Annotated in this window: 16 protein-coding genes; 6 read left to right on the top strand and 10 right to left on the bottom strand. The window is 56.7% G+C overall.

Features of this window, described 5'->3' with window-relative positions; translation table 11 throughout:
• The first annotated feature begins 480 nt into the window (after nt 1-480).
• From RHM56_RS01180 to RHM56_RS01170, 3 genes are all read left to right on the top strand, one after another.
• On the top strand, nt 481-4,341 hold the full coding sequence (locus tag RHM56_RS01180) for an EAL domain-containing protein (RefSeq protein WP_416194877.1): 3,861 nt from the start codon (nt 481-483) through the stop codon (nt 4,339-4,341).
• Between the two features lie 91 nt (nt 4,342-4,432).
• Nucleotides 4,433-5,686, top strand: coding sequence for a serine hydroxymethyltransferase (gene glyA, locus RHM56_RS01175; protein WP_322237765.1), 1,254 nt, complete (start codon nt 4,433-4,435; stop codon nt 5,684-5,686).
• A gap of 266 nt (nt 5,687-5,952) precedes the next feature.
• Nucleotides 5,953-6,243, top strand: coding sequence for an addiction module antidote protein (locus tag RHM56_RS01170; protein ID WP_322237763.1), 291 nt, complete (start codon nt 5,953-5,955; stop codon nt 6,241-6,243).
• 128 nt (nt 6,244-6,371) lie between these two features.
• Here RHM56_RS01170 and yjiA read toward each other — a convergent pair whose 3' ends face one another.
• From yjiA to RHM56_RS01140, 6 genes are all read right to left on the bottom strand, one after another.
• Nucleotides 6,372-7,340 carry a GTPase gene (gene yjiA / locus RHM56_RS01165; RefSeq protein ID WP_322237760.1) on the bottom strand — a complete coding sequence of 323 codons (969 nt, stop codon included), beginning with the start codon at nt 7,338-7,340 and terminating at the stop codon, nt 6,372-6,374.
• A 117-nt stretch (nt 7,341-7,457) separates the two neighbouring features.
• Entirely contained in the window at nt 7,458-7,655 is a 198-nt protein-coding gene (locus tag RHM56_RS01160) for a YbdD/YjiX family protein (RefSeq protein WP_007937254.1), read from the bottom strand.
• Nucleotides 7,656-7,670: 15 nt separating this feature from the next.
• A complete protein-coding gene (locus RHM56_RS01155) occupies nt 7,671-9,737 on the bottom strand; it encodes a carbon starvation CstA family protein (RefSeq protein ID WP_322237758.1) in 2,067 nt (688 codons plus the stop codon).
• Between the two features lie 216 nt (nt 9,738-9,953).
• Nucleotides 9,954-11,321 carry a DNA repair protein RadA gene (gene radA, locus RHM56_RS01150; RefSeq protein WP_322237755.1) on the bottom strand — a complete coding sequence of 456 codons (1,368 nt, stop codon included), beginning with the start codon at nt 11,319-11,321 and terminating at the stop codon, nt 9,954-9,956.
• Between the two features lie 39 nt (nt 11,322-11,360).
• Nucleotides 11,361-11,897, bottom strand: a complete 537-nt coding sequence (locus tag RHM56_RS01145; protein WP_322237753.1) for an ankyrin repeat domain-containing protein — start codon at nt 11,895-11,897, stop codon at nt 11,361-11,363.
• A gap of 114 nt (nt 11,898-12,011) precedes the next feature.
• Complete coding sequence (locus RHM56_RS01140) at nt 12,012-13,553, bottom strand: catalase (protein WP_322237750.1); 1,542 nt, start codon at nt 13,551-13,553, stop codon at nt 12,012-12,014.
• Nucleotides 13,554-13,823: 270 nt separating this feature from the next.
• On the opposite strand from RHM56_RS01140, the gene mscL reads away from it, so the two are divergent.
• A complete protein-coding gene (mscL, locus tag RHM56_RS01135) occupies nt 13,824-14,237 on the top strand; it encodes a large-conductance mechanosensitive channel protein MscL (protein ID WP_322237748.1) in 414 nt (137 codons plus the stop codon).
• Between the two features lie 63 nt (nt 14,238-14,300).
• Here mscL and RHM56_RS01130 read toward each other — a convergent pair whose 3' ends face one another.
• The gene (locus RHM56_RS01130; RefSeq protein ID WP_322237745.1) at nt 14,301-15,077 is read right to left on the bottom strand and encodes a ferredoxin--NADP reductase; all 777 of its coding nucleotides are present in this window, start codon (nt 15,075-15,077) and stop codon (nt 14,301-14,303) included.
• Nucleotides 15,078-15,454: 377 nt separating this feature from the next.
• Here RHM56_RS01130 and RHM56_RS01125 point away from each other — a divergent pair, with 377 nt between their 5' ends.
• On the top strand, nt 15,455-16,168 hold the full coding sequence (locus tag RHM56_RS01125) for a LuxR family transcriptional regulator (protein ID WP_322237743.1): 714 nt from the start codon (nt 15,455-15,457) through the stop codon (nt 16,166-16,168).
• A 168-nt stretch (nt 16,169-16,336) separates the two neighbouring features.
• A complete protein-coding gene (locus tag RHM56_RS01120) occupies nt 16,337-17,461 on the top strand; it encodes a methyltransferase (RefSeq protein WP_322237741.1) in 1,125 nt (374 codons plus the stop codon).
• A gap of 167 nt (nt 17,462-17,628) precedes the next feature.
• Here RHM56_RS01120 and RHM56_RS01115 read toward each other — a convergent pair whose 3' ends face one another.
• The 3 genes from RHM56_RS01115 to RHM56_RS01105 are packed head-to-tail and all read right to left on the bottom strand — an operon-like array spanning nt 17,629 to nt 20,305.
• Complete coding sequence (locus RHM56_RS01115) at nt 17,629-17,796, bottom strand: DUF2474 domain-containing protein (RefSeq protein ID WP_026014352.1); 168 nt, start codon at nt 17,794-17,796, stop codon at nt 17,629-17,631.
• A 58-nt stretch (nt 17,797-17,854) separates the two neighbouring features.
• On the bottom strand, nt 17,855-18,862 hold the full coding sequence (gene cydB, locus RHM56_RS01110) for a cytochrome d ubiquinol oxidase subunit II (protein WP_322237737.1): 1,008 nt from the start codon (nt 18,860-18,862) through the stop codon (nt 17,855-17,857).
• A 3-nt stretch (nt 18,863-18,865) separates the two neighbouring features.
• Nucleotides 18,866-20,305 (bottom strand): cytochrome ubiquinol oxidase subunit I, encoded by a 1,440-nt coding sequence (locus tag RHM56_RS01105; RefSeq protein ID WP_322237734.1) that lies wholly within the window; start codon nt 20,303-20,305, stop codon nt 18,866-18,868.
• Between the last annotated feature and the right edge of the window lie 247 nt (nt 20,306-20,552).

The raw sequence follows: 20,552 nt of genomic DNA, 5'->3' as shown, positions 1-20,552 counted from the left end.
AAAAAGTTAGGTTTTGGAGCCGAAATTGGCTCAAAATCATCAAAAGCTAACTAAAAGCTAGGCCCTGACGCACGATTGAGAGCAAAAAAATACTGATTATCCTGGAGAACTAGTAACAGTCAGGCCTCGGCTTCAGATCGTAAAACATGACTAAAATCTAATAGGGTAGATCCACGCATTGAGCCATGGATAACCTAGCGTCAGTGACTGATGATTAAGGCGCGAGCGATGCCCGGATCAGGCCATAGCACAAAGACAGAAATTGATTTCAATCAATGCCTGCTCGCAGAAAAAGCCTGAGTGTAGGGGCTAAAATGCCCTCGCGTAACCGGCAAAGCTACCTGAATGCGCGGTACAGGGCAAACCAGCGAAAGCCACGGGGCTGGCACTTTGCCACAGCCCAAGGCATGCTAGCCGCCCTATGGGTGTCCAGCTCACCTGTGGCGTCGCACCATAGCAGCCAAAACGCAGGATCACAGCTTGCTCAACGCAAACCCGCAAACTCTCGCTAATGTGCCAGGCCAAACCCTTGGTACACCTGTGCGCGGCACGTTAAAAGGCGCCCTTGCAACGCTTGTTCTATTGTTGCTGGCGATGCTGTTCTGGTTGTTAATTGAACAGTTCCAGGAAACGCTCAAGCAAGAGCACCAAGCCAGCATTAATTACAGTGCCGACCTGGCTGATCACATCAGTCTGAGTTTGGCCCTCAGAGCCGAAACTGCGCTCAACCAACTCCCCCTCTACGAACCCCCAGAAAACCAGCGGCAACAACAGGCCTTGGTCGATCAACTGCGCCCAACCTTGCCTGCGTTACAGAGCCTGGCCTTATTGAATCTGTCAGGTGATGTGCTGCTAGACAGCACCGGCATCAGCCCTGATGCCGCGTTTGTTAAGAGCTGGGTCAAAAATATTCCGACGCAAGGTCGTGCCGATGTTTATTACTACGGCAATAGCAGTGACTCAAACACCCTCTATCTGCTGCTGCGTCCGCCCATTGGCACAGTCAAAGGGTTTTGGCTGCTGCGCTTAAGCCCCGAGGCGCTGCAAAAACTGACGCGTCAGAATGCGGGCAATCACCGTGCGCAATGGCTGATCGAAAACAGTCAAACCGCAAAAGTGCTTAGCCGCATTGATGGCACCTCGACTTCAGCCACCCCCCTCAGCCCTGCCGACGAAGACGATACGGTACTGCTGGCGCCCTTGAGCCACAGCGACTGGCAATTGCGCGGTCTATTCAATAGCCACAAAGCGATGGAACAACTGCTGCCAGGGTTGATTGGCAAATGCCTGCTGGGCTTGCTGTTCTCGCTGCTGCCGATCCTCGCGCTGCTCAACATGCGCCAACGCCAGCGTCAGTTGCACGAAGGGCGTCGGCGCTATCACGACATTTTCGAAGGCACCGGGGTCGCGCTGTGCGTACTCGATCTATCAAGCCTGCCAGGGTTTCTTGAGCGCGAAAAACTGCAAGACAGCGACACGCTCAAACACTGGCTGGACAACAACCCCGAGCAGCGTCGCGCCTTGCTTGAACAACTGCGTGTGACCGAAGTGAACCAGGTCGCCTTGCACCTGCTGGGCGTCAGCAGCGGTGAAGAAGCCTGGCAGAAACTGATCAACGGCTGCCCGGCCAATAGCTCGGCGATTGGCTATCAGCTGGTCGAAGCCGTGCTTAATCAGCAGCAACAGCTCGAACTGGAAATAAAGCTCACCGACACCCAGGGTCATGACCAGCATTTATGGCTGGTGCTGCGTCTGCCCGACGATCTGCAGGACTATCACGCCGTCATTTTGAGCATCAGCGACATCACCAGCCGCAAGCTGATCGAACTGTCACTGCAAGAGCGCGAAAGCTTTTGGTCAGATGTGGTGCGCACCGTGCCCGACCACCTCTATGTGCAAGATGTGATCAGCCAGCGGATGATTTTCAGCAACCACCACCTGGGGCAAACCCTGGGCTACAACGTCGCTGAATTGAAGCAAATGGGGCCCTACTTCTGGGAGCTTCTGCTTCACCCCGAAGACGCCGAGCACTATCACCGCCTGCGCAAGCAACAGCTCAACAGTGGCTATGCGCAAGGCCTGGGATGCCAACTGCGTTTCCGGCACCACAGTGGCGTATGGCGGCGTTTTGATATTCGCGAACAAGCCTTGGCCCGCGGCACGGGCGATCAAGTCACGCGCATTGTCGGGGTGGCCAAAGACATCACCGATCAAATCGAAGCCAGCGAATCGTTGCGCGACAGCGAACACCGCTACCGGATGCTGGCCGAAAGCATCAGCGACGTGATTTTCTCCACCGACAGCGACTTGCAGCTCAACTACGTCAGCCCCTCGGTGCAAACGGTTCTGGGTTACGACCCGGCCTGGGTGTTCAGCAACGGCTGGCGCTCGACCATTGCCAACCCGCTGCAACTGACAGGCATCTACAGCCTGATGGACAAAGTCAGTGCCGCACTGGAGCACCCGGAACAACTGGCGGCCTTGCGCGGGCAAGTGAAAACCCACTTGTTCCTGCTCGACTGTTTGCGCGCTGACGGGCGCAAAATCCCGATCGAGCTGCGTCTGGTACTGGTGTGGGATGAGCACGATAAATTCGAAGGCATTCTGGGCGTTGCCCGCGACATCAGCCAGCAGCGCAGCGCCGAGAAAGACCTGCGCATGGCCGCGACAGTGTTTGAACACTCCACCTCAGCAATTTTGATCACCGACCCGGCCGGTTACATCGTGCAAGCCAACGAAGCCTTTAGTCGGGTCAGCGGATACGCCGTGTCTCAGGTGCTCGACCAGTTACCGAGCCTGCTGACCGTGGATGAGCAACAGCAGGCGCACTTGCAGTACGTGATCAAACAACTCAACCAGCACAACTCGTGGGAAGGCGAAGTCTGGCTCAAGCGACGCAATGGCGAGCACTACCCGGCCTGGGTCGGCATCACCGCCGTGTTCGATGACGAAGGCGATCTGGCCAGCTACGTGTGCTTCTTCAGCGACATCAGCGAACGCAAGGCCAGCGAACAGCGGATCCACCGCCTGGCCTACTACGACGCCCTGACCCACCTGCCCAACCGCACATTGTTCCAGGACCGCCTGCACACCGCGCTGCAACAAGGCGAGCGGAACAAGTCGTGGGTGGTGCTGATGTTCCTCGACCTTGACCGCTTCAAGCCGATCAACGACTCATTGGGCCACGCAGCGGGCGACCGCATGCTCAAAGACATGGCCACACGCCTGCTGGCCTGCGTCGATGACGACGACACCGTGGCGCGCATGGGCGGCGATGAATTCACCTTGCTCTTGCAGCCACGGGCTACCCGCGTCATGGCGCTGAACCAGGCGGTCGGCGTGGCAGAACAAATCCTCGCCAGTCTGGTGCAGCCGTTCGTCCTCGAAAACCGCGAGTTTTTCGTCACCGCCAGCATCGGCATCGCCTTGAGCCCGCAAGACGGCAACGAGCTCAGCCAACTGATGAAAAACGCCGACACCGCGATGTATCACGCCAAAGAGCGCGGCAAAAACAACTTCCAGTTCTACCAGGCGGATATGAACGCCAGCGCGCTGGAGCGTCTGGAGCTCGAAAGCGACCTGCGCCATGCCCTGGAACAGCAAGAGTTCATCCTTTATTACCAGCCGCAATTCAGTGGCGACGGCAAACGCCTCACAGGCGTTGAAGCGCTGCTGCGCTGGAACCATCCGCGTCGCGGGCTGGTGCCGCCCGGCGACTTCATCCCGGTACTGGAAGAGTTGGGGCTGGTGGTGGATGTGGGCGACTGGGTGCTCGCTGAGTCTTGCCGCCAGCTCAAGCGCTGGCATCAAGCAAAAGTGCGCGTGCCCAAAGTGTCGGTCAACATTTCGGCGCGCCAATTCTCGGACGGCCAGCTCGGCACCCGGATTGCCAATATCCTCAAGGAAACCGGGGTGTCCCCAGCGTGTCTTGAGCTGGAACTGACCGAAAGCATCCTGATGCGCGAAGTCAGCGAAGCGCTGCAAATTTTGGCCAGCCTGAAAAACCTGGGCCTGAGCATTGCCGTCGACGACTTTGGCACCGGCTATTCGTCGCTCAACTACCTCAAACAGTTCCCGATTGACGTGCTCAAAATCGACCGCACGTTTGTCGACGGCCTGCCCGCAGGCGAGCAAGACGCGCAAATTGTCCGCGCCATTATTGCGATGGCCCACAGCTTGAACCTGGCGGTTATCGCCGAAGGCGTGGAGACCCACGAACAGCTTGAGTTCTTGCGCGAGCACGGTTGCGACGAAGTACAGGGTTACCTGTTCGGGCGCCCCATGCCTGCGCACTTGCTGGTCAAGCAATTGCAGGCGTATGGATTCAAGCTTGCAACTTAATCACGAACGCCGTGAATCGCTTTCATATGCCAGATAAAACCCATTGGGTTAGAATGCCCTCCTTTTCTGCCCCCGATCCTTGAGGACCGCCATGTTCAGCCGTGATTTGACACTTGCCAAGTTCGACGCCGACCTTTTTGCCGCCATGGAGCAAGAAGCTCAGCGCCAGGAAGAACACATCGAGCTGATCGCTTCGGAAAACTACACCAGCCCTGCGGTGATGGAAGCTCAAGGCTCGGTACTGACCAACAAATACGCGGAAGGCTACCCAGGCAAGCGTTACTACGGCGGCTGCGAATACGTCGACGTGGTTGAGCAACTGGCTATCGACCGTGCCAAAGAACTGTTCGGCGCCGATTACGCCAACGTTCAACCGCACGCCGGCTCGCAAGCCAACAGCGCCGTTTACCTGGCCCTGCTGTCGGCGGGCGACACCATCCTGGGCATGAGCTTGGCCCACGGCGGTCACTTGACCCACGGCGCCAGCGTTTCGTCCTCGGGCAAACTGTACAACGCGATTCAATACGGCATCGACGCCAACGGCCTGATCGACTACGACGAAGTTGAGCGCCTGGCAGTTGAACACAAGCCAAAAATGATCGTGGCCGGTTTCTCTGCCTACTCGCAGATCCTGGACTTCCCACGTTTCCGCGCGATCGCAGACAAAGTGGGCGCTTACCTGTTCGTCGACATGGCTCACGTAGCCGGTCTGGTAGCAGCGGGTGTTTACCCGAACCCGGTTCCATTTGCTGACGTGGTCACCACCACCACGCACAAAACCCTGCGCGGCCCACGCGGCGGCCTGATCCTGGCCAAAGCCAACGCCGACATCGAGAAAAAGCTGAACTCGGCTGTTTTCCCAGGTTCGCAAGGCGGCCCGCTGGAACACGTCATCGCCGGCAAGGCCGTGTGCTTCAAAGAAGCCCTGCAACCTGAGTTCAAGGCTTACCAGCAACAAGTGGTGAAAAACGCCCAAGCCATGGCCTCGGTGTTCATCGAGCGTGGTTTTGACGTGGTATCGGGCGGTACTGAAAACCACCTGTTCCTGCTGTCGCTGATCAAGCAAGACATCTCCGGTAAAGATGCTGACGCCGCTCTGGGCAAAGCCTTCATCACCGTGAACAAAAACTCCGTGCCAAACGACCCACGCTCCCCGTTCGTCACCTCGGGTCTGCGCTTCGGTACTCCGGCTGTGACCACGCGCGGCTTCAAAGTTGAAGAATGCCGTGAACTGGCTGGCTGGATCTGCGACATCCTGGACGACATCAACAACGAAGCCGTGATTGATGCAGTTCGCGAGAAAGTAAAAGCCATCTGCAAAAAGCTGCCTGTTTACGGCAACTGAGTGTAAATAGCTGAACAAAAAGCCCGGCTCTTGAGCCGGGCTTTTTTGTGGGCGCCCCCTCTGTAGGAGCGAGCTTGCCTCGCGATCTTTTAAAGATCAAAAGATCGCGAGGCAAGCTCGCTCCTACAGTAAAACGACAGCCGGAGTTCTCTGGAGTACGAAGCCGTGTAGACTTGCCATCTGTCTCCGTACGGATACATTCATAACAATGAATTACATCATCCAGCAAACGAAATACTTTGCGTCGATGGCTAAGGAGGTCTGAGATGCCTAACACCCCTATTGCGTTCGACATGGCGGCGCTACTCGATACTGATGAAGCGATCAGCAAGTACCTGTCCCAGGTACTTGCTGATGGCGATACCGATGAACTGATTCGTGCCGTTGGTTATGTAGCCAAGGCCCGAGGTATGGCGCAAATCGCCAAAGACTCCGGCCTCGGTCGTGCCAGCTTGTACAAGGCCTTCGCCCCTGGGGCCAAGCCTCGCTTCGACACAGTGGTGAAAGTCATGCGTGCAATGGGCGTGGAATTGCACGCACAGCCAGCACATTCATAAGTTTGCGGGTTAGCTCGGCTGTAAGCGCCAGCCCAAGACGTTGAGCAGATCGCAGGCGCCACAACCGCAACAATTGGCAAAGCTGTGCGAAACATCCCGCAATTTCGTGGGCATACACACCCTCTGTATTAAAGGGTCAGTTGCGCAAACCCTTCGCGAATCTTGGCCTCGGGCAAATCATCGGCAATAAACACCATCACGCTTTCACGGGACTCGCCTTCTGCCCATTCGGTGTCCCAGTCAAAGCCGTACAGTTTGAGTACGCCCTGAAACACCAATCGGCGCTCTTCGCCTGCGATGTTCAGCACGCCTTTGTAGCGCAGCAGTTGCTTGCCATGGTCTTCCAACAGGTCGTTCATGAATGCGCTGAGGCTGTCGATATCCAACGGTTTGTCGGTACGCAGCACTAGGCTGGAGATACGGTCAACCGAGGCCGCTGGCTGCACCGGGCGCAAGCTCAAGCCACCGCCAAAATCCGCATTCAAGTTAAACCCGCGTACATCGAGCAGTTCAGCCAGATCGATTTTGCCGTGTTCAACTACGCAAATCGGCGCGCGGCGGTTGATGCGGGTCAGGCGCTCGCTCAGCGCATCAAACGTGGCGTCGTCCACCAAATCACGCTTGCTCACCAACAGCCGGTCAGCAAAGCCAATCTGCGCCTGGGCAATCGTTTGGCTCAAGTGCACGTCAGCGTGGGCAGCATCGACGAGGGTGATGATGCCGTCGAGCAGATAGCGCTCGCGCAGTTCTTCATCAATAAAGAAGGTTTGTGCGACCGGAGCCGGGTCGGCCAGGCCCGTGCACTCGATGACTAAGCGGTCGAAAGCGATTTCGCCGCTGTCCAGCCGTTCAAGCAGCAAATACAGGGCTTTGGTCAGGTCGGTGTGAATGGTGCAGCACACGCAGCCATTGGCCAGGGTCATGACTTGCACCGGCTCGTCACCCAGCAATTGGGTGTCGATGCCGGCGTCGCTGAATTCGTTTTCGATCACGGCAATTTTCAGCCCGTGTTCGGCCTTGAGCAGGTAGCGCAGCAAGGTGGTTTTGCCGGCACCAAGGAATCCACTGAGGATGGTGACGGGGATGGGCGATGACATGCAGGGTCTCCTTGAAAGAGGGAGCGCAAAAACAACTGTAGGAGCGAGCTCGCCTCGCGATCTTTTCAAGGTTCAAAAGATCGCGAGACAAGCTCGCTCCTACAGAGGTCTAGCCATTTAACAGCACTTGGGCCCGCCCTTGCCGCCATAACGGGCTTCCTGGCGCTCTCGAAAGAACGCCTCGTAGCTCATTACCGGCTTGTCCGGGTGTTTGGTTTGCATATGCTCGACGTAGTTGTCGTAGTCGGGCATGCCGACCATCAGGCGCGCGGCCTGACCGAGGTATTTACCGAGGCGACTCAGGTCATTGAACATGGTTGCAATCCTCTATCACGCATCCGGCATGGCTTGGTATGGCGCTTCTTTGTCCGTACGTTCTTTTTTACCCCAAGCAGCAATGCCGACTTTGAGCGCATAGAACAGGATGCTGAACACCACGAACAGGAACAGCACGGTCAGGCCCGCGTTGGTGTACGCGTTGATGATCACGTGTTGCATCTGGTCGATGTTTTTCGCCGGGGCAATCACTTGGCCCGCATCCAGCGCCGTGCTGTATTTTTTGGCCAGGGCCAGGAAGCCGACAGCCGGGTTAGCATCGAACAGCTTGATGAAGCCTGCGGTGGTGGTGCAGATCAGCAACCAGACGGCTGGCAGCATGGTCACCCAGATGTAGCGTTGACGCTTCATTTTGATCAGCACAACGGTCGCCAGCATCAGCGCGATACCCGCCAGCATCTGGTTAGAGATACCGAACAGCGGCCACAAGGTGTTGATGCCGCCCAGTGGGTCGATAACGCCTTGGTACAGCAAGTAACCCCACATCGCCACGCAGCCTGCGGTTGCGATCAGGTTGGCAGGCCACGACTCGGTACGCTTGAGCGCAGGCACGAAGCTGCCCAGCAGGTCTTGCAGCATGAAGCGACCGGCACGGGTACCGGCGTCTACAGCGGTCAGGATGAACAGGGCTTCAAACAAAATGGCGAAGTGGTACCAGAACGCCATGGTGTTTTCGCCCGGCAACACGTGGTGCAGGATCTGCGCGATACCCACCGCCAGTGTGGGCGCGCCGCCAGCACGGGCCAGTACGGTGGTTTCACCGATGTCTTTGGCCAAGGCTGTCAGTTGGTCCGGGGTAATGGCAAAGCCCCAACTGGTGACGGTTTGCGCAACCGTCACCACGTCACCGCCGACGATGGCCGCCGGGCTGTTCATGGCGAAGTACACACCCGGCTCGATCACCGAAGCGGCAACCATTGCCATGATGGCCACGAAGGACTCCATCAGCATGCCGCCGTAACCGATGTAACGGGCGTTGCTTTCGTTATCCAGCAGTTTAGGGGTCGTACCCGAGGAGATCAGGGCGTGGAAACCCGAGACCGCGCCGCAGGCAATGGTGATGAACAGGAACGGGAACAGACCGCCTTTCCACACAGGGCCGTTGCCGTCGATGAACTGAGTCACGGCCGGCATTTTCAGCTCGGGCATGGTGATCAGAATGCCGATAGCCAGCGCAATGATGGTGCCGATTTTCAGGAAAGTTGACAGGTAGTCACGCGGCGCAAGTACCAGCCACACCGGCAGTACCGCTGCCACAAAGCCGTAGCCGATCAGCATCCAGGTGATTTGCACACCGGTGAAGGTGAACACAGGCGCCCACTCAGGGCTTGCTGCAATAACCCCGCCCAGCCAGATCGAACCGAGCAACAGCAGTACACCGATGACCGAAATCTCGCCGATACGGCCCGGGCGGATGTAGCGCATGTAAACGCCCATGAACATCGCAATCGGGATGGTCGCCATCACGGTGAACATGCCCCATGGGCTCTCGGCCAAGGCTTTGACCACGATCAGCGCCAGCACCGCGAGGATGATGATCATGATCAGGAAGCAGCCAAACAGCGCGATAGTGCCCGGCACCTTGCCCATTTCTTCGCGCACCATGTCGCCCAAAGAGCGACCGTTGCGACGTGTAGACATGAACAAGACCATGAAGTCTTGAACCGCGCCCGCCAGTACCACACCGGCTATCAGCCACAGTGTGCCGGGCAGGTAGCCCATTTGCGCAGCCAGTACCGGGCCGACCAGAGGGCCAGCACCGGCGATAGCGGCAAAGTGGTGTCCGAAAAGAATGTGTTTGTTGGTCGGCACGTAGTCCAGACCGTCGTTATTGATCACCGCCGGGGTTGCCCGACGCGGGTCCAGTTGCATCACATGGTTAGCAATAAACAGACTGTAATAACGATAAGCGACCAGATAGATAGCCACCGCAGCGACCACAATCCACAACGCGTTGATCGCCTCACCCCGGCGTAACGCCACTACGCCAAGGGCGCAGGCTCCTACAATTGCCAGCACCAGCCACGGGAGGTGGCGTAGCAGGCTATTTTTATTATTCATTTTTATATTCCGGCCAGTTGGACAAGAAGGACTGCTACCGGAGTTTAGCGCTGTTGGCTCTAAAGACCAGCCCCTTACCTTGGTCTAGAGCCTTCTTTTGCAGATTTGTGCTGGGCGAACCTGCACATTTGCACGCCTGCAAGGCCGCTGTCTGCTACGGACCTTGCAGAACGATCCATGCCCTGGCAGGGCAGATTGTTTTACACAGGCAACACGCTATTCAAACAACGCATCCAATGCCTGCTCTAAACGGGTCACGCCGATCACATTCAGGCCCGGCGGTGACTCTTTCGGCGCGTTGCCTTTTGGCACGATGGCGCGTTTAAAACCGTGTTTGGCCGCTTCTTTCAAACGTTCCTGACCGCTCGGCACCGGGCGAACTTCGCCCGACAGGCCAACCTCACCAAACACCAGCAGGTCGTGTGGCAAAGGCCGGTTGCGCAAGCTGGACATGACAGCAGCCATCAAGGCCAGGTCGGAGGCGGTTTCCAGCACTTTGACCCCGCCCACCACGTTGAGGAACACGTCCTGGTCGTGGGTCGGAATGCCACCATGGCGATGCAAGACCGCCAGCAACATGGCCAGTCGGTTTTGGTCCAGACCCAAGGTCACGCGGCGCGGGTTGGACATGTGGCTGTCGTCCACCAGCGCTTGCACTTCAACCAGCATGGGCCGTGTGCCTTCCCACGTGGCCATGACCACGCTGCCCGGGACTTCTTCTTGTGCTCGGGTCAGGAAGATCGCAGACGGGTTGGAGACTTCTTTCAAGCCTTTGTCGGTCATGCCGAACACACCCAGTTCGTTGACTGCGCCAAACCGGTTTTTGACCGCGCGCAACAAGCGCAAACGTCCGTCGGACTCGCCTTCGAAATACAACACGGTGTCGACCATGTGTTCCAGTACACGCGGACCGGCGAGTGCGCCCTCTTTGGTCACGTGGCCGACCAGGAAGATCGCCGTGCCGCTCGACTTGGCATAGCGCACCAGCAATGCCGCGCTTTCGCGGACTTGCGAGACGCCGCCCGGCGCCGATTGCAGTTGTTCGGTGAAGATGGTCTGGATCGAGTCGATCACCATGACCTTGGGCTTTTCGAGCTTGGCGGTGGCGATGATGTTTTCGATGCAGGTCTCGGTCATGACCTTGAGTTGGTCTTGCGGCAAGCCCAAACGCCGGGCGCGCATGGCCACTTGCTGTTGGGATTCTTCGCCGGTGACGTACAGCGCGGGCATGCGCGTGGCCATCTGACACAAGGTTTGCAGCAAGATGGTGGATTTGCCGATGCCAGGGTCGCCGCCGATCAGCACCACAGAGCCGTCGACCAGACCGCCGCCGAGTACCCGATCCAGTTCGCCGGAGGCGGTGGAGAAGCGCGGAATTTCTTCGATGCTGACTTCGGCCAGGGTTTTGATCTGGGCCTGTTGCCCGGTCCAGCCGGTGCGGCCACTGGGTGGCGCGGCGGAACCACTTTCAACAATGGTTTCGACCAAGGTGTTCCAGACGCCGCATTCTGCGCACTGCCCGGCCCACTTGGGAAAGGTTGCACCGCACTCTGTGCAGCCGAATATGCGCTTAGGCTTGGCCATCTGAACTCCACGGAAAAACCGCGATGATAGCCCACAAGGCTAGGGTCTGTTCGACTCGCGCATGCGGATTTCGCCCTTGGCCAGCTGAGCGGCGGTATTGCCCTGGGCATCCTGAGCATTCAGGTCGGCGCCTTTTTGGGATAAGTCGTTGAGCAATTCGACGCGCTTGAACAATCCGGCAAACATGGCAGCGGTCTGCCCCGCACCGTTGCGCTGATCGGGGTTGCAGTCGGTGCTCATCAGCCGATGGGCGATCTTGAATTCGCCTTTGAAAATGGCGCCCATCAGGGCGGTGTTGCCGCGCAGATCTTGCGCACAGGCATTGGCGCCTGCCTTGAGCAAGTGCTCGACGGCCTCGTCATGACCGTTATAAGCCGCAAGAATCAGGGCCGTGTAGCCTTTGCTGTCTTGGGCATCGAGGTCAAAGTGCGAGTCGATGAAGGTGTAGAGCATGACCACGTCACCGCGCCGGGCGGCGTCGAAGTAGTAGCCCTTGAGTTGGGTCTGGGTGTCAGGTTGGTCGGCAAGTGCCCACCCACTCAACAGCAGCATCGCAGCTAAAGCAAAAATTCGCATGTGTACGCTACCTATCAGAGGTCACAGATCCACGTAGGAGCGAGCTTGTCTCGCGATCTTTTGATCGCTTTCAAGATCGCGAGGCAAGCTCGCTCCTACAACGACCGGTGAAGGTTAATCCACCAACTTGGCAGCCAGCGCCTTGACCCGTGCCAGGTCACCTTTGGCCACTTTGGTCACGCCGGTGCCGTATTCAGGGTCGGCCTTGTAAAGGAACGACAGGATGATGTGCTTGCTTTCATCGTCAGTGGTCGCCAACGAACCGCCGAAGTTTTCAATCAGGTCCTGACGCTCTTTCTTGCTGTATGAGCGGTAAAGATCGCCAGCCTGTTTAAAGTTCTGCTCACGCTGAATCTTCGCCTGCTGGGTGGTGCCTGACAGTGGCATTTCGCTGTAGCGCGCAGCTTGCGGTTCTTCACGCGGGTTCAGACGGCTTGGCTGGTAATTCACACCCGTGGTGGTGTGTCCAAGGTTCATCGCTCCGTCCTGGTTGCCATTGTTGACCGTCACCCGAGGGGCATTGATGGGCAATTGCAGGGCATTGGCACCCAAACGGTACATCTGCGTGTCGGCGTACGAGAACACCCGACCTTGCAGCAAGCGGTCTTCGGAGGGCTCAATGCCCGGCACCAGGTTGGCCGGGGCCATGGCGACTTGCTCGGTTTCCTGGAAGACGTTGGCCGGGTTGCGGTCCAGCACCATCTGCCCCACTTTGCGTTCTGGCACGCCCGGCCAGATTTTGGTCGCGTCCAGCGGGTCAAAGTCGAATGACTTCAGGTCTTCAGGCTTGAGCACTTGCACGTACAAATCCCACTTGGGGAAATCACCCTGGTTGATGTGAGTGACCAAGTCATGGGTCATGTGGCTGTAGTCACGGCCCTGGACCTGAGTGACTTCTTTAGGGTCAAGGTTGCGAATGCCTTGAAGGCTCTTCCAATGGAACTTCACATAACGCACTTCACCGTTGGCATTCACCAGTTTGTAGGCGTGTACACCATTGCCGTCCATTTCCCGGTAGCTGGCCGGGGTGCCTGAATCTGAGTAAAGCTCGGTCAGGGTGCGGGTGGCTTCTGGAACATGGGAGAAGAAGTCAAAGCGACGCGAGTCATCATCAAGGTTGGTACGCGGATCAGGTTTGAACGCATGGACCATGTCCGGAAACTTGATGGCATCCCGAATAAAGAACGTCGGGAAGTTGTTGCCAACCAGGTCCCAGTTACCTTCAGAGGTATAGAACTTAGTGGCGAAACCGCGCGGGTCGCGCAGTGTTTCGGGCGAGTGGGTGCCATGTACCACGGCCGAGAAGCGCACAAATACCGGGGTGGTTTCACCGGCGGCAAATACGCGGGCTTTGGTCAGATCACTGAGGTCGTTGGTGACGGTGAAGGTGCCGTGTGCACCCGTGCCACGGGCATGAACGACGCGCTCAGGAATCCGTTCACGATCAAAACGCTGAAGTTTTTGCAACAACTGCACGTCTTGCAACAACACCGGGCCATTGGCCCCGGCCGTTTGTGAGTTCTGGTTATCACCGACAGCGGCGCCGTTATCACGGGTCAAGGTCGCGGCGTGCACAGACACCGATAGCACGCTGATACTCAACGCGCAAAACAGGCGTCGTTGGGTACGGGCCCCAAGGGCGAAGGGAATGGTCATTTACATGTCCTCTGGTTTTTTGGTTGGCATATCAATGCGTTGCACCAAGGCTAGAGGCGTACGTGAGGTTCTCTAAATTGAAAGGCCTGAACGGACCGATTAACAAAAAAGGCTGGTATTGAGGAGGCAAGACGCGTTAAGCGCAGGCACGTTTAAACTTATGCGGCCTGCGCAGGTCAATCACTCAGTTTGTAAATGGCTCGGCAGGCGAGATTTGCAAGGCTGATTTACACTGCACCTACCAACCTCATCTGTAACAAGGAATAACCAATGGGCGTGATAAGTGAGTTCAAGGCCTTCGCGGTCAAAGGGAACGTGGTCGATATGGCCGTCGGTATCATCATCGGCGCGGCGTTCGGCAAGATCGTTTCATCCTTCGTCGGAGATGTGGTCATGCCACCGCTGGGTCTGTTGATCGGAGGTGTGGACTTCAGCGATCTGGCCGTTACGCTCAAAGCCGCGGCCGATGGGGCCCCGGCAGTCGTATTGGCGTACGGCAAGTTCATTCAGACGGTCATCGACTTCCTGATTGTGGCGTTTGCCATTTTTATGGGTGTCAAAGCCATCAACCGCCTGAAACGCGAAGAAGCCGTTGCACCCAGCGCTCCGCCACTGCCATCAAAAGAAGAAGAACTGCTGGGTGAGATTCGTGATCTCCTTAAAGCACAACATAAGCAACCCTGAGGATTCAAGTTAAAAAAACGGCGCCTTAGGGCGCCGTTTTTTATTAAATAAGATACTTAACAACTACCAATAGTTTTCAACCGCCACCTGACCAGGGCGACGAGTCAAACTCAGCTGTAGATTTCGCTCTTTCAGCAACTTGCGCGTGTCATCAATCATTTGCGGGTTCCCGCACAACATGACGCGTGAATGCTCAGGTGTTAGTTCAAAACCCACCACACTCTCAAGCTCTCCGTTTTCAATCAATGTGGTAATACGTCCACTGAGTGCGCCGGGTATAACTTCACGCGTGACAACCGGAACATAAGTCAGTTTGTGCGCATATTCCGCCAGGTAATCGCGCTCACTCAGTCCAGCAATTAGTTCCTGATAGGCCAGTTCTTTCGGTTCCCGAACACTGTAAACCAGCACAATACGCTCAAACTTTTCCCACACGTCGAAGTCTTGCAAGATCGAGATAAAGGGTGCGACTCCGGTTCCCGTTGCCAACAACCATAGATCACGACCATCGACAAAACGATCAAGGGTCAAATAACCAAATGCCTGACGGTCAACCATCAAGGTGTCACCGACCTCCAAACGGCTCAGTTCACTGGTGAACTCCCCCCCTGGCACGACAATCGAGAGAAACTCCAAAAATTCGTCATGGGGAGACGACACCATGGAGTAAGCACGCCATACCGTGCTGCCGTCCGCTTTGGTCACGCCGAGCCTGGCGAATTGCCCTGCACGAAAGCGAAAGCCTTGATCACGCGTGGTCCGCAAGGAAAAAAGGCTGGGGGTCAAAGGCTGGACACTGAGCAGTGTCTGGCAGGTGAATTTTTCTGCGCTGGCAGTCATGGTGCGCTCCATTGGGCTGATGGGCCTAGTGTCGCGCAAACAGGCCGGCAGGAACACCGACGGTTTGTGCTGGCATTGCGTGCTTCAACCATCAGATACAGACACCCTCAATAGAACAACTAACTTCCCTGCATACACATCACGTTTAATAAACACACACAACGCTGAATGCAACTCTGAACCCCCTCAAGAACCCCTAAAAACTGGCGTCAAAAAAACACCCCCGCACTTCACTACAAACTGTAAGGATTCTGCACGACGCGCACCATAGAGTAATTACTCTTATAAACTCAATATCAAGAAATCTCCTACACTTCCTTATTTAATCAACTAACCTGAAACTTCACATTGGATCCACGTTTGGGACACCTTATATTATGGGCACAGCGAACCCCTTTTATAAAAAACAAGCACTTACACACAAAGCAGAATCCAGCTTATTTACTCACACACTCAATCGAATAGAACTTAGTGGATTCGAACACTTTTTATTCCTAATGGCCCCACCCAACAAAAACACTCACTCGGATAGTTTATTTTTAACAAACTATCCTAATGAGTTTATAGAGAGTTTTAAAGCGAGCAGTCTCATACATGAAAACCCTATTGAGAAACACTGTAAGACCTCTATCAGTCCTCTTATTTGGGATCAGACTCTGTTCAATGAAGCGCCCAGACTCTGGGAATCCTCGCAATTGCATGGTTTGAACTATGGCTGGTCATTCTCGATTCACGACGCTAAGGGTGTGGTGAGCATCCTCAGCATGACACGGCGCAACGCAGCCATTACGCCACAAGAATCCAGTGACAAAGTCGCCAATTTACTGTGGCTATGCCATGAGTTACACAGTGCGTTGCAGGACACTGTTCAGGCCCGCGTGAAGATAAACGAGACCATCGGCCGCTTATCGCAACGCGAATCCGAGATCCTGAATTGGACAGCCAAGGGTAAAACCGCTTCGGACATTGCCATGATCCTGAGCCTGACAACCCGGACGGTGAATTTTCACATCAGCAGTGCCATCCGCAAAATGGGCGCCAGCAATAAAACGGCTGCGGTCGTCACTGCGGCCAAGTGCGGGCTCATTTAAAGCAGGCCTTGAGCCGTGCGAGCGTAGTGCTGCGTACAAAACCGTCGGGCAATCTCCAGTAAATAAACGTAAAATCGCGGTCACTTGAAAATACCACGGACGCCATGGCTGCCCGGATGACCCTAGCCGTCAACGCCAGCCACTGTCGATTCCTCAGAGTTTGTATACATGCCTGTGCTCGAAAGCCCTTTTGCCCAACTTCGCTTGATCCGCCAACCTGAACAGCAGAACGAGCCGCTGCAGGCCTTCGATGCTGCGGATGAGTACCTGCTTAACCACTTGGCCGAATTGGCGCTACCCGCCAGCAGTCGGGTGCTGGTGCTCAACGACAGTTTTGGGGCCTTGGCCATCAGCTTGGTGAGCACGATGCACGTCACCAGCAGCAGCGACTCGTTCTTGGCCATCCAAGCGCTGGAAAAGAATTTGGTGCGCAATGGCCATGCATTTGATGCCGTCTCAGTCATTCCAGCCAGTGAGCCCCTGGCAGGCCCATTCGATTGCGTGTTGGTACGCGTACCTAAAACGCTGGCGCTGCTTGAAGAGCAGCTTATTCGCCTGCAAGGCCAGTTGGCGCCAGACGCGAAGGTGATAGCAGGTGCCATGGTCAAGCACCTGCCACGCGCGGCAGGCGACTTGCTGGAGCGCTATATCGGCCCGGTGCAAGCCTCGCTGGCAGTCAAAAAAGCCCGCCTGCTGATCGCCACCCCCGAAGCCAAAGCACCGTTTACCTCGCCCTTCCCAACGCGCTATTCGCTGGATGAGCCTGCAATCGAATTGCTCAACCACGCCAATGTGTTCTGTCGCGAAGGGCTGGACATCGGTACGCGTGCGTTTCTGCCGCACCTGCCGAAAAACCTGGGTTCGGCCCGGGTCGCTGATGTGGGTTGCGGTAATGGGGTGTTGGCCATCGCCAGCGCCCTGAACAACCCAGAGGCGCAGTACACGTTGGTCGATGAGTCGTTTATGGCGGTGCAGTCTGCGCGTGAAAACTGGCAGGCGACGCTGGGTGATCGCGAAGTGATCGTGCGTGCAGGCGATGGCCTGGCCGGTCAGGCGCCGGACTCATTGGACGTGGTGTTGTGCAACCCGCCGTTTCACCAGCAGCAAGTGGTGGGCGACTTTCTGGCGTGGCGCATGTTCCAGCAAGCCCGCGAAGCGTTGGTAGTCGGCGGTGCGCTGTACATTGTGGGCAATCGCCACTTGGGCTATCACAGCAAGCTGGCCAAGCTGTTCCGAGGCGTTGAGCAAGTGGCTGCTACCCCCAAGTTCGTCATTCTCAAGGCACGCAAATGAACCTAAACCTGTAGCAGCTGCCGAGTTCCGCGAGGCTGCGTCCGATTGCGCAGCAATCGTTAAGGCCCACACTCAGATTTGACTTAACAACCGAACCTGCCGATTTGCGACGGCTACGCCGCCGGACGTAGCCTCGCAAAGCTCGGCAACTGCTACGCGTTTTACGATCAATGGCTTTTCATGCCCGCTGCGGTCATGAACAAGCGAATCAGCATGGCAAACACCGCCAGGCTCGCGACACTGGCGGTCCAGATCAGCACCAACCAGCCAATGCGTTGCCACAGCGGCTTTTTCTCGCACTCTTGCACGTCGTTCAGATAATCCTTGCCAGCCATGTTCAGGCACTCCTCTGAGGAAAAGGCTGCGCCCGTCGGGGCGCAGCGGCACTTGCGACTAGTGATAACCGTCTTCGTGGGTCACCTTGCCGCGGAACACGTAGTAGCTCCAGTAGGTGTAACCCAGGATGAACGGAATGATGAACAAGGTGCCGACCAGCATAAAGCCCTGGCTTTGTGGCGGTGCAGCGGCCTCGTAGATCGAAATCGCTGGCGGGATGATGTTCGGCCACAGGCTGATGCCCAAACCGCTGTAGCCCAGGAATATCAGCACCAGGGTCAGCAGGAACGGCGTGTAGTGAGCATTGCGGGCAATGGCTTTGAGCAAGCCGTACATCGTGACCAGCACCAGCACCGGAACCGGCAAGAACCAGAACAGGTTAGGTAAGGTGAACCAGCGCGCGGCAATGTCGGAGTGCGCCAGCGGCGTCCACAGACTGACGATGCCCATCACCACCAGCAGCAACAACGCCAATGGCCGACCCAGCTTGTGCATGCGCTCTTGCAAATGGCCTTCGGTTTTCATGATCAGCCACGTGCAACCGAGCAAAGCATAAGCCACGATCAGTGCGATGCCGCAGAACACAGTGAACGGTGACAACCAGTCCAGACCGCCGCCCGCATATTCACGATTGACCACCGGGATGCCGTCAATGAAGGCCCCCAGCGCCACGCCCTGAAAGAAGGTCGCGACAATCGAGCCGCCGATGAAGGCCTTGTCCCAGATATGACGCTTATCGGCCGTGGCCTTGAAGCGGAACTCAAACGCCACCCCGCGAAAGATCAAGCCGACCAGCATCAGGATCAGTGGCAGGTACAGCGCCGACAACACCACCGAGTAAGCCAACGGAAAGGCCCCGAACAGCGCAGCGCCGCCCAGTACCAGCCAGGTTTCGTTGCCGTCCCAGACAGGCGCAACGGTGTTCATCATCACGTCACGGTCTTTCTCGCCCTTGATAAAGGGGAAGAGGATGCCGATGCCGAGGTCAAAGCCATCCATGACCACGTACATCATGACCCCGAAAATGATGATGATTGCCCAGATAAGTGGCAGATCAATACCCATGACTCAGTTCCCCTTCTTCAGGCTGTCGCTGTGGCCATCGTCAGTGCCTTCAACAGCAGCCGACAAAGGACGAGCAGGCGTGCGTTGCTGACCCGGTCCACCGGTGGTGTGACCATCGCCCTCATGGGCAATCGGGCCTTTGCGTACCAGTCGCATCATGTAGCCGATGCCGACACCAAACAGTGAGAAGTACACCAGCACAAACAGGATCAGGGTGATGCTCATCTGCGTCACGCTGTGGTTGGAGGAGGCATCTGCGGTGCGCATCAGCCCGTAAACCACCCACGGCTGACGGCCGATTTCAGTGGTAAACCAACCCGCAAGAATCGCGATCAGGCCGGATGGACCCATCCACAACACCAACCGCAGGAACCAGCGGTTTTCATACAAAGTGCCGCGTTTGCGCAGCCATACGCTCCACAGACCGATGAAGATCATCAGCATGCCCAGCGCAACCATGATGCGGAACGTGAAGAACACAATGGTCGAGTTAGGACGATCTGCCGCCGGGTAGTCCTTCATGGCCGGGATCTGTTTATCCAGGCTATGGGTCAGGATCAGGCTGCCCAAGTACGGCACTTCAATTTTGTAATCGGTGGTCTCTGTCTTCATGTTCGGGATGCCGAACAGAATCAGCGGTGTCGGCTCGCCGGGCTTGTTCTCCCAGTGACCTTCAATGGCCGCGATTTTCACTGGCTGATATTTCAGCGTGTTCAAACCGTGGGCATCGCCAATAAACGCTTGCACCGGCGCGACAACCAACGCCATCCACATCGCCATCGAGAACATGCGACGGATGGCGGGCGTGTTGCGCCCGCGCAACAGGTGCCAGGCAGCCGACGCGCCGACGAAGAACGCCGTGGCGACAAAGGCGGCCGTGGCCATGTGGGCCAGACGATAAGGGAACGACGGGTTGAAGATGACAGCCAGCCAATCCACCGGGATCACGCGGCCATCAATGATTTCGTAGCCTTGCGGGGTTTGCATCCAGCTGTTGGACGCCAGGATCCAGAAGGTCGAAACCAGGGTGCCAAGGGCCACCATGGCGGTTGAGAAGAAGTGCATGCCGCGGCCGACGCGGTTCCAGCCGAAGAGCATGACGCCCAGAAAGCCGGCTTCGAGGAAGAAGGCGGTGAGCACTTCATAGGTCAGCAATGGGCCCGTGACCGCGCCTGCGAAGTCAGAGAACCGCGACCAGTTCGTGCCGAACTGATACGCCATGACCAGGCCCGAGACCACGCCCATACCAAAGTTGACTGCAAAAATCTTCGACCAAAAGTGGTACAGGTCACGGTACGTATCGTCACGGGTTTTCAGCCACATGCCTTCGAGCACCATGAGATAACTGGCGAGACCGATGGTAATGGCGGGAAACAGGATGTGAAACGATACAGTGAACGCGAACTGAATTCGGGCGAGATCGAGAGCCTCCAAACCGAACATAAGTCTTCCTCTATCAGGTATCAGGTCGTTCAGGACACAGGCAGGACGCCGGTGTCCAACAGCCCCGCAGCAATGGCCATCGCGAATCAACGTTCGCTCTTTTAACCACGACTCAAGGGGATCTGGCCGTCTGGCCACTCCAGATAAACCGCCGAGGGTTTTGACCTGGATCAAACATTGCTGAAAGAGTAGTCCATTCTTGCCGTGTGGCTAATGTGGTTGGTTGTCGCGTGACAGGTTGTCCCAG

The sequence above is a fragment of the Pseudomonas sp. CCC3.1 genome (assembly GCF_034347405.1).
In the GTDB taxonomy this organism is placed as follows: domain Bacteria; phylum Pseudomonadota; class Gammaproteobacteria; order Pseudomonadales; family Pseudomonadaceae; genus Aquipseudomonas.
This window is presented reverse-complemented; position numbering and strand designations above follow the sequence as displayed.

Coding starts and splice junctions, on each gene's coding strand:
- RHM56_RS01160 (WP_007937254.1), bottom strand. CDS start 7,655: ATGTTCAATGACCTGAGTCGCCTCGGTAAATACCTCGGTCAGGCCGCG.
- RHM56_RS01115 (WP_026014352.1), bottom strand. CDS start 17,796: ATGGCTGGCAAGGATTATCTGAACGACGTGCAAGAGTGCGAGAAAAAG.
- RHM56_RS01125 (WP_322237743.1), top strand. CDS start 15,455: ATGGGCACAGCGAACCCCTTTTATAAAAAACAAGCACTTACACACAAA.
- mscL (WP_322237748.1), top strand. CDS start 13,824: ATGGGCGTGATAAGTGAGTTCAAGGCCTTCGCGGTCAAAGGGAACGTG.
- RHM56_RS01170 (WP_322237763.1), top strand. CDS start 5,953: ATGCCTAACACCCCTATTGCGTTCGACATGGCGGCGCTACTCGATACT.
- RHM56_RS01120 (WP_322237741.1), top strand. CDS start 16,337: ATGCCTGTGCTCGAAAGCCCTTTTGCCCAACTTCGCTTGATCCGCCAA.
- yjiA (WP_322237760.1), bottom strand. CDS start 7,340: ATGTCATCGCCCATCCCCGTCACCATCCTCAGTGGATTCCTTGGTGCC.
- RHM56_RS01155 (WP_322237758.1), bottom strand. CDS start 9,737: ATGAATAATAAAAATAGCCTGCTACGCCACCTCCCGTGGCTGGTGCTG.
- radA (WP_322237755.1), bottom strand. CDS start 11,321: ATGGCCAAGCCTAAGCGCATATTCGGCTGCACAGAGTGCGGTGCAACC.
- RHM56_RS01145 (WP_322237753.1), bottom strand. CDS start 11,897: ATGCGAATTTTTGCTTTAGCTGCGATGCTGCTGTTGAGTGGGTGGGCA.
- RHM56_RS01105 (WP_322237734.1), bottom strand. CDS start 20,305: ATGTTCGGTTTGGAGGCTCTCGATCTCGCCCGAATTCAGTTCGCGTTC.
- cydB (WP_322237737.1), bottom strand. CDS start 18,862: ATGGGTATTGATCTGCCACTTATCTGGGCAATCATCATCATTTTCGGG.
- glyA (WP_322237765.1), top strand. CDS start 4,433: ATGTTCAGCCGTGATTTGACACTTGCCAAGTTCGACGCCGACCTTTTT.
- RHM56_RS01140 (WP_322237750.1), bottom strand. CDS start 13,553: ATGACCATTCCCTTCGCCCTTGGGGCCCGTACCCAACGACGCCTGTTT.
- RHM56_RS01130 (WP_322237745.1), bottom strand. CDS start 15,077: ATGACTGCCAGCGCAGAAAAATTCACCTGCCAGACACTGCTCAGTGTC.